At 71.0% G+C, this 8,718-nt stretch carries 8 protein-coding genes and 1 pseudogene; 2 read left to right on the plus strand and 7 right to left on the minus strand.

Going from position 1 to position 8,718, the window contains the following annotated elements:
• Positions 1–10 precede the first annotated feature (10 nt).
• The 7 genes from ACFQU4_RS26835 to ACFQU4_RS26865 are packed head-to-tail and all read right to left on the minus strand — an operon-like array spanning position 11 to position 6,643.
• Complete coding sequence (locus tag ACFQU4_RS26835; protein ID WP_377497939.1) at positions 11–388, minus strand: type II toxin-antitoxin system VapC family toxin; 378 nt, start codon at positions 386–388, stop codon at positions 11–13.
• On the minus strand, positions 385–618 hold the full coding sequence (locus tag ACFQU4_RS26840; RefSeq protein ID WP_377497941.1) for a type II toxin-antitoxin system Phd/YefM family antitoxin: 234 nt from the start codon (positions 616–618) through the stop codon (positions 385–387). Before ACFQU4_RS26840 ends, ACFQU4_RS26835 begins: the two co-directional genes overlap by 4 nt.
• Positions 619–670: 52 nt before the next feature.
• Positions 671–2,095 (minus strand): DUF2252 domain-containing protein, encoded by a 1,425-nt coding sequence (locus ACFQU4_RS26845; protein WP_377497943.1) that lies wholly within the window; start codon positions 2,093–2,095, stop codon positions 671–673.
• Between the two features lie 49 nt (positions 2,096–2,144).
• Entirely contained in the window at positions 2,145–3,560 is a 1,416-nt protein-coding gene (locus tag ACFQU4_RS26850) for a serine hydrolase domain-containing protein (RefSeq protein WP_377497945.1), read from the minus strand.
• A gap of 57 nt (positions 3,561–3,617) precedes the next feature.
• Entirely contained in the window at positions 3,618–4,583 is a 966-nt protein-coding gene (locus ACFQU4_RS26855; protein WP_377497947.1) for an SGNH/GDSL hydrolase family protein, read from the minus strand.
• A gap of 18 nt (positions 4,584–4,601) precedes the next feature.
• A complete protein-coding gene (gene hisS / locus ACFQU4_RS26860) occupies positions 4,602–5,933 on the minus strand; it encodes a histidine--tRNA ligase (protein ID WP_377497949.1) in 1,332 nt (443 codons plus the stop codon).
• Positions 5,930–6,643 carry an MBL fold metallo-hydrolase gene (locus tag ACFQU4_RS26865; RefSeq protein WP_377497952.1) on the minus strand — a complete coding sequence of 238 codons (714 nt, stop codon included), beginning with the start codon at positions 6,641–6,643 and terminating at the stop codon, positions 5,930–5,932. Before ACFQU4_RS26865 ends, hisS begins: the two co-directional genes overlap by 4 nt.
• On the opposite strand from ACFQU4_RS26865, the pseudogene ACFQU4_RS26870 reads away from it, so the two are divergent.
• Positions 6,603–7,915, plus strand: a pseudogene (locus tag ACFQU4_RS26870) (DUF349 domain-containing protein). The gene ACFQU4_RS26865 and the pseudogene ACFQU4_RS26870 overlap by 41 nt on opposite strands.
• A 13-nt stretch (positions 7,916–7,928) precedes the next feature.
• Entirely contained in the window at positions 7,929–8,411 is a 483-nt protein-coding gene (locus ACFQU4_RS26875; protein ID WP_377497954.1) for a DUF1990 family protein, read from the plus strand.
• Positions 8,412–8,718: the final 307 nt, after the last annotated feature.

Genomic DNA, 8,718 nt, shown 5'->3' on the forward strand with positions numbered 1-8,718 from the left:
TGGCCAGGTCTCAGCCGGCGTTGACGATGGCGACCGGGTAGTCGGCGAACCTTCGGTCAGCCGTCACAACAGTCAGGCGTTCCGCCACCGCCTGGGCGATCAGAAGACGATCGAAGGGATCCCGGTGGTGCACGGGAAGCTTCGCCACGCCCAGCGCATGGCTGGGCGCGAGGCCGAGAATGCGCAGACCGATCGCCTGCACCTGCCGATCAAGATCATCTGGCACGTCAAGCTTGCCGATTGATGCCTTGATCCCGATCTCGGCAAGTGAAACCACGCTCAGGAGCAGGTCATCGGCTTGCTCGATCACTTCGCCGGCGGCTTCGGAGATCTCGCGCTCCCCCGTCAACCAGCACAGCACGACGTGCGTGTCGAGAAGCAGCTTCACTGATCGAACATCTCGTCGAGCTCGGCGTCGGTGAACTCGAAGTCGCCCCCGATCCGGATCTGACCGGCCAGCGTCCCTTTGGCCGCCAGGAACCGGCGGCCGGGTTTCGCCGAGCGGATCGGCACGAGCCGCACAACCGGAACACCGTTCCGTGCAATCTCGACCTCCTCGCCCGCCTCGGCCATGGACAGCAGCTTGGAAAGCTCCGTCTTGGCCTGGCCCACATTCACCGTAGTCATGGGCCCAGGATAGTTACCTTGGCCAAGGTTGGCCAAGACCTACCTACTCCGTCGGCAGCACACCGCGGCGGACGGCTCCGATCAGCTCCGCGTGGTCGGCCTCGGTCTGGTCCGCGTAGCCGGCGGCGAATCGGCAGAGGGCCTGGTCGAGCTTGTCCGACGAGCCGACGTAACCGGCGATCATGGAAGCGCCGCTGGTCCGGGCGTGGCCCTTGGCGAGCAGGTGGCCGACGATCCCGGCGTAGTCGGTCAGGGCGGCGGCGTCGATCGAGTCCAGCGGGATGGTGCCCTTCATGTTCCGGAACTGGCGCACGTAGAACTGCAGATCACCGACGGAAGTCCAACCCAGCAAGGGATCGCTGACGGTCTGCAGGCTCTGCTGATACTCGACCACCCGCTGGCCCTGATGATCGTGCCAGGCCGAGTCGCCGTGGACGAACTTCGCCAGCACCGACCGGCGGGCCTGCTTCAGCTGCAGGAACACCACGTCGTCGGGACTGCTGCCCTCCAGCAGGGCCACGTAGGCGCGCAGCCCGACGCTGCCGACGCCGACCACCTTGTACGCGATGTCGACCAGCGTGTAGCCGCCGAGCGCCCGCTGCCAGTGCAGGGCCAGGGTGCCCAGATACCGGTCCAGGGCCTCCCCCAGCGCGTCCGCCTCGTCCTTCGGCACCTGGGTGATCAGCGGCGGCTCCTCGACGATCCGGCGCCGGCCCTCCTGCTCCACCGTGAACCGCGGCAGCGCGCGGTCACTGGTCCGGTTCCGGGCCCGTTTGGCGGACCGTTCGATCTCGTCCCGCAGGGTCTGCTCCGAGGCGGTCTCGTGCAGCCGTTCCACGTCGAGCCGGTTGTACGAACGCATCAGCAGCGGCTGGTCGGCCAGGAACCGTACCTCCGCCCGGTAGGCCGCGACGCAGGCGGCGACGGAGTCCCGGCACTGGTCCTCCGCAGAGCCGTTCTGGCGGCCGGCCACCCAGATGCTGGCGACCAGCCGGCGCAGGTCCCACTCCCAGCTGCCCGGGTGCGCCTCGTCGAAGTCGTTCAGGTCGATCACCAGCTCGCCCTCGGGCGAGGCGTAGAAGCCGAAGTTGCCCAGATGCGCGTCGCCGCAGATCACCGGCATGATCCCGGTCGCCGGCAGGTGCGCCACGTCCTCGGCCATCACGATCGCGCTGCCCCGCAGATAGCCGTACGGGGACGCGGTCATCCGGGCCACCCGGATCGGGATCAGGTCCGCCAGCCGTCCCTCGTGCGATTCGAGGATCAACGTCACCGGATCCGGCCGGCCGTACGGGGCGCGCCACTCGCCGAGCGACTTCCGGGGCACCCGGTCCCGCAGGCCCTTGCCCATCCGGTACCGCTCCTCGCGCGAGGTCGGCCGCCGGCGCAGCGAGAAGTACGCGTCGCTCTCCGCCGTGGCCAGCACCGTGTGGCCGTGGCGTACCACCGGATTCTTGGGCAGCGCCATCACCTCCCTGGGTCAGGGCCAGTATGGCGGCCGGACCGCCGGACTCGCCTCAGCTTCCAGAGAAGAGGCCACTGTGCATGTCGGTCAGCGGCAGCCCGTGCAGCGGATGCTCCCGCCAGCCGACCTCGGCCGAGCCGTCGGCCAGCCGACAGGTGATGGTGAGCCGGTGCGGCGTCTCCAGCATGATCACGTCGGCCCGGAACAGGTCGTCGGCCGGCCAGCCGCCGGCGCAGGCCAGCGGCACCGGCTGCTCGGCGGTCGTCCAGCCGTCGGCACCGATCGGCACCGTCAGCGCGCCGGTCGGGGTGGCGAGCTCCAGCTGCCAGCCGGCCTCGACGCCGACGATCCGTACGGCCTCGACCGGGCCCGGCTCGCCCACCACGAACGACCGACCGGTCCACTCCTCGCGGCCGGCGCCCGGGGCCGGAGCCGCGGCCGGCCGTGGCAGGGACAGCGAGCGCAGCCGCTCACCGAGCTGCTCGTCGGCGGCCGGGTCAGGCCGATCGTCGGTGGTGCGGAAGGCCGGCAGCAGCTCGGCCCAGGCCGCGTCCAGCAGGCCCTGCATGTCCCCGGTGGCTGCGGTGATCGCGACCACCGCCTCCTGTTCCGGGAGCACCAGACAGAACTGGCCGTACGCGCCGTCGCCGCGATAGCCGTGCCGCGACATCCAGAACTGGAAGCCGTAGCCCTGCCGCCAGTCGGGGTTCGGCTCGTCCGGGTTGGCCACCTGGGACCGGGTCGCCGCCTGAACCCACTCGGCGGGCAGCAGCTGAGCGCCCTGCCAGACTCCGCCCTGCAGGTAGAGCTGGCCGAGCTTGGCGATGTCCTCGGTCCGGGCGTGCAGGCCGCTGAAGCCCAGCTCGCGGCCGGTGCCGTCGCGCAGCCAGCCGACCTCGCCGATGCCCAGCGGTTCGAACAGCCGCGGCCGCAGGTACTCGGTCAACCGCATCCCGGTGCGACGCTGGACCACGGCGGCCAGTGAGTAGGTGCACGGTTGGTTGTACGCGAACACGCTGCCCGGCTCCGCCTCCGGCGGCGAGAGCAGGAACCCGCGGACCGGCTCGTCCGGATCGACCCGCAGCGCCTGCTCGATCATCTCCTGCCGATGTCCGCTGGCCATCGCGGCGACGTGCCGCAGCCGGATCGCCCGGCTGCCCGGGTCGGTGATCTCGGCGTCGAACTCCGGGAAGTGGGAGACCAGCGGATCGTCGAGGTCGAGCAGTCCCTCCGCAGCGGCCAGTCCGGCGGCGGTCGAGGCGAAGCTCTTGCTCAGCGAATAGAGCAGGTGCACCCGATCGGCGCTGTACGGAGCCCACCAGCCCTCGGCGACGACCGATCCGCGACGGACCAGCATCAGGCTGTGCAGTTCGATGTCCGCCGCCTCGACGGCGTCCAGGAAGGCCTGCACCCTGCCGGCGTCGACCTGCTGCTCGGACGGCGTGCTGCGCGGAAATCGGAAGCTCATGAACGCAGCATTCCCCAACGATGATCATCACGTCGAGGCGCGGTTCACCTGGTGGTGTCAGCGGGCCCGGAGGTCCAGGTCGGCCAGCTGCCGGTTCCGGGCGCCGGCCCGCTGCCCGGCCAGCAGCCGCTGCCGTACGTCGTCGGAGATGTCGTGGCGGCGGGCGGCGTCGCGGGCATCCGCGGAGTCCAGGTCGGGGATCCGGATCCGGCCGCCGTACGGGTCGGAGCCGACGCCCGGCACGCAGGTGACCCGGCCCGCCGCGACGGGCTCCGGGGCCGGCGCCAGGCTCGGCAGGGAGGGACCGACTGCGCCCGCGTAGGCGAGCTGACCGGCCGCGGTCGGGTGGAACGATTCGGCTTGGTCCAGCAGGTCGACGTTGTGGATCCACGGATCCTCGGTGCAGGTGGCGTGGCCGACGAACGGCAGTCGGATGTCGACGAAGGTCCAGCCCGCCGCCGCGGCCACCTCGGCCTGCCGCTCGGCGAGGTTGTCGGCCGCGTCGTTCAGCCCGTACATCTCGTCGGAGGTGAAGAACGTCGCCAGGTGGCAGTCGGTCCCGGCGAACAGGTGCGGGTAGCCGGCCAGCACCCGGTCGATCGAGCTGCCGAGCCGGCTCTCGATCAAGGTCAGCGTGGCCGCCAGCCGGGCCGGCAGCTCATCGGTGATGAACCGCAGCGCCTCCTCGATGGCCTCAGCACTGTCGCCCCACCACCACGGCCGGGCCGCCTCGGTGAGCACCCGGGCGAAGCCGGCGTCGTTGCCGCCGATCGTCAGCGCCACCGCGGCCGGTTCCGACCCGGCCGGCAGCCCGGCCTGGGCGTTGGCCAGCTGCCCCTCGATGTCGGAGGTCATCGCGCCCTCGCAGGCCGCGATCAGGACGTCGGCCCCGCGTTCCCGGCCGATCACCGCGCCGTAGCAGTTGCGGGACCGCAGACAGTCGGTGCCGTCCTCGATGTAGTCGCCCGCGCCGACCCCGGAGGAGTACGAGTCCCCGAGGATGATCAACACATCGGAAGCCATGATCAAGACCCTATCGGCTCATGATCGCCCGACGCTCGGCCGCAGCTCCTCCTCGGCGGGTCGCCAGCTGTCCGGGTCGGCCGGACCTTGATCACCGCTGCGAACATCCTTCACCTCGCCGCCGTCCAGCCCGCCGAACCAGACGTACGGGATGCCACGCCGGTCCGCGTGCCGGATCTGCTTGCCGAACTTGTCCGCCTTCGGCGCCACCTCGGCCGAGATGCCGCGCCGGCGCAGCCGTTCGGCGACGGCGATCGCGGTGTCCCGGGTCTCCTCGGCGTCCACCGCGACCAAGATCACCGTCGGCACCGAGCGGGACGCCGTGATCTTGCCCTCGGCCAGCAGCGGCACCAGCAGCCGGGTCACGCCGATCGACAGCCCGACGCCGGGATAGCTCGTCTTCCCGTCGCTGGCCAGCGACTCGTACCGGCCGCCGGAGGAGATCGAGCCGAGGTTCGGGTAACCGACCAGCTCCGTCTCGTAGACGGTGCCGGTGTAGTAGTCGAGACCGCGGGCGATCTTGAGATCGGCGACCAGCCGGCCCGGCACGTAGCGGCTCGCCGCGCGCACCACCTCGGCCAGCCGTTCCACCCCGACCTCGAGTTGATCATGCTTCACGCCGAGCCCGGCGACCCGGTCGGCGAACGACTCGTCGGCCGTGTTGATCTCCGCCAGCCGGAGGCAGGAGTCGGCCTGGGCGGCGGACAGCCCGGCCTCGCCGGTGAGCAGGTCGCGGACCGCGTCCGGGCCGATCTTGTCCAGCTTGTCGACGATCCGCAGCACGTCGGTCGGGTCCTCGATGTCCAGGCCCAGATAGAAACCCTGGGCCAGCCGGCGGTCGCTGACCCGCATCAGCACCGGCGGCAGCCCGAGCTCGTCGTGCAGCCGTTCCAGCGCGGCCAGCGTCACCAGGGCGACCTCGACGTCGTGGTGCGCGGCCAGCTCGCCGGTGTCGACGATGTCGATGTCGGCCTGGGTGAACTCGCGGTAGCGGCCCTCCTGCGGCCGTTCGCCCCGCCACACCTTCTGGATCTGGTAGCGGCGGAACGGGAACTGCAGGGCGTGGGCGTGCTCGAGGACGTACCGGGCGAACGGGACGGTCAGGTCGAAGTGCAGCCCCAGGTCGGCCTTGGCCTCCGGCGGCGCGGACAGCCGGCGGACCGCGTACACCTCTTTGTCGATCTCGCCGCCCTTGGCCAGCCGGTCGATCGGCTCCACCGACCGGGTCTCGACCGAGCCGAACCCGTGCAGCTCGAACGTCTCCCGCAGCCGGTCCAGAACGTGCTGCTCGACGATCCGCTGGCTGGGGGTGAACTCGGGAAACCCGGACAGCGGTTTGGGGCGGCTCACGTGTGTTCTCCTTGCTCCTTCTCCTGCTGCAGGTGCTCCGGCTGCAGGTACGGGTTCGCGGCGAGTTCCCGCGCCACCGTCGTCTGGGACCCGTGGCCGGGCAGCACCGCCGCGGAATCCGGCAGTCCGATCACCGTGGTCCGCAGGGTTTCCAGCATCCTGGTTGGGTTCCCGCGGGGCAAATCAGTTCTTCCGATCGAGCCGGCGAACAGGACGTCACCGCTGAAGATCACCTCGCTGAACCCGTCCTCGGCGTACGGCAGCCGGAGCAGCGACGAGCCGGGCGTGTGGCCCGGCGCGGCGACGTGGGTGAACTCGAGCCCGGCCAGCGTGAGCCGGTCCCCGTCGGCCAGCGTCTCGACCCGGTCCGGCTCGGCGAACTCGGTCCGGTAGCCGGAGTCGGCGAGCATCCGGTCCACGCCGGCCGGCATCGCGGCGAACGGGTCCGCCAGCAGGTCCCGGTCGGCACCGTTGATCCAGCACGGGACGCCGTAACCGTCGGCCAGGTCGGCGATCGCGTACGTGTGGTCCAGGTGGCCGTGGCTGGCCAGCACCGCCACCGGCCGCAGCTCGTGTTCGGCGACCACGGACCGTACGCCTTCGGCCGCATCGACGCCCGGATCGATGATCACGCACTCCGCTCCGGCGGCCGCAGCGACCAGATAGCAGTTGGCCTGCCAGGGACCGGCTGGGAAGGATGCGATCAACACAACCGGGACACTATCGGGCAGGATGGATCCATGAGCCCCGACGCTGACCCAGCTACTTTCGGACGAGTCGACGCCGACGGCACCGTGTATGTCCGCACCGCGACCGGCGAGCGTAGCGTCGGCCAGGTGCCCGACGTCGCCCCCGCCGAGGCGCTGCAGTTCTTCGTCCGCCGTTTCACCGCGCTCGAACTCGAGGTTTCCCTGCTGGAGCGGCGAATTGCCTCCGGCGCGCTGTCCCCCGACGACGCCGCGGGATCGATCAAGACCGTACGGACCGCGGTGACCGACGCCAACGCCGTCGGCGACCTGGACAGCCTGCTGACCCGGCTGAAGGCGCTGGAACCGGTGCTGGACGAACGACGCGCTGCCCGCCGCGCCGAGAAGGCCAAACAGCAGGACGAGGCCCGCTCCGCGAAGGAGAAGTGCGTGGCCGAGGCCGAGCGGCTGGCCGCGAGCAACGACTGGCGCGGCGGCGTGAACCGGTTCCGTTCGCTGCTCGACGAGTGGAAGAAGCTGCCCCGGCTGGACCGGACCACCGACGGTGAGTTGTGGCACCGGTTCTCGTCCGCCCGGACCACGTACACGCGGCGCCGGAAGGCCCACTTCGCCGAGCAGGCCGAGCAGCGCGATTCGGCCCGGGTGATCAAGGAACGGCTGGTCAAGGCCGCCGAGGCGCTCGCCGACTCGACCGAGTGGGGCGACACCACCCGCGAGCTGCGCGGGCTGATGACCGAGTGGAAGGCCGCCGGGCCCGCCCCGCGCGAGATCGACGACGCCCTGTGGAAGCAGTTCCGGGCCGCCCAGGACCAGTTCTTCGAGGCCAAGCAGTCGGCGTTCGCGGCGCAGGACAGCGAATACCGGGAGAACCAGGTGAAGAAGGAGGAGCTGCTGGTCGAGGCCGAGCGGCTGGTCCCGATCACCGACCTCACCTCGGCCCGGGCGAGCTATCGCGACATCCTCGACCGGTGGGCCGAGATCGGCAAGGTGCCGCGGGAGGCGATGCGGACCCTCGACGGCCGGCTGCGCGCGGTCGAGACCGCGATCCGGCAGGCCGAGGACGACCGGTGGCGCCGGACCAACCCGGAGACCCGGGCCCGCGCCGAGGACACCGCGGCCAAGCTGGAGGCGCAGATCAGCGAGCTGGAGGCCAAGGCGGCGAAGGCCGAGGCCCGCGGCGACGCCCGCGCCGCCCGCGACGCGGCCAACTCCGCGGAGACGTACCGGCAGTGGCTGGAGCAGGCGCGCCGCGCCGCGAGCGACTTCAGCGGCTGATCACCGTCGCGACGTGACCGACGACCTCAGCTACCCCGAGGTCGGCGCCACCCGCGGCACCCTGCCGCCCGGCTACCACCACGTACGCCGGTCGGCCGTGCTCGGCCACGGCGCCGACTGCTTCCGGTCCGCCGCCGAGCGGGTCCTGGGCTGGGAACTGCAGCGCCGCTCCGGCCTCGCCGTCAACACGTCCGACCCGGTCCGCGACGGGCTCGACGCCGTGCTGCGGATCGGACCGGTGCAGGCGCCGGTCCGGGTCGTCTATGTCGTCGACGAGCCGCGCCGCGCCGGGTTCGCCTACGGAACCCGCCCCGGGCACCCCGAGTCGGGCGAGGAGGCCTTCCTCGTCGAGCACCTCGCCGACGACACCGTCCGGCTCGACGTCACCGCCTTCTCCCGGCCGGCCACCCTGCTATCCCGGCTCGGCGGACCCGTCACCCGGCTGGTGCAGCGCATGATCACGGACCGCTACCTCCGCGCCCTGTCGCAGAATTGACGGTCGTACGCACAACCCCCCACTTTCCAACGGTGGAACGGAAACTGTCGTCAGATCTGCGACATCCAGGAGGCGGCACGTGCTGCCCACGTCACCCTCTTCCGCTCCCCCGCCCGCCTTCTCCCGCTTCCTCTGCCCGCCCTCTCCCTCTTCGCTTCCCGCCCTTCCCCCTCCTCCACTGACTGGATGCCCCTATGTTTGTCAAGGGGTCGCGGGTGTGGGTTCTGCGGGTCGGAGGGCTTTGGTGATGATCTTGTGGACGTCGCGGGCGATGTAGCGTTTGAGGCGGCGGATGATGTCGCGTTTG

This window comes from Microlunatus sp. GCM10028923 (assembly GCF_042666975.1).
Lineage (GTDB): Bacteria > Actinomycetota > Actinomycetes > Propionibacteriales > Propionibacteriaceae > Microlunatus.

Coding starts and splice junctions, on each gene's coding strand:
- ACFQU4_RS26855 (WP_377497947.1), bottom strand. CDS start 4,583: ATGGCTTCCGATGTGTTGATCATCCTCGGGGACTCGTACTCCTCCGGG.
- ACFQU4_RS26850 (WP_377497945.1), bottom strand. CDS start 3,560: ATGAGCTTCCGATTTCCGCGCAGCACGCCGTCCGAGCAGCAGGTCGAC.
- ACFQU4_RS26845 (WP_377497943.1), bottom strand. CDS start 2,095: ATGGCGCTGCCCAAGAATCCGGTGGTACGCCACGGCCACACGGTGCTG.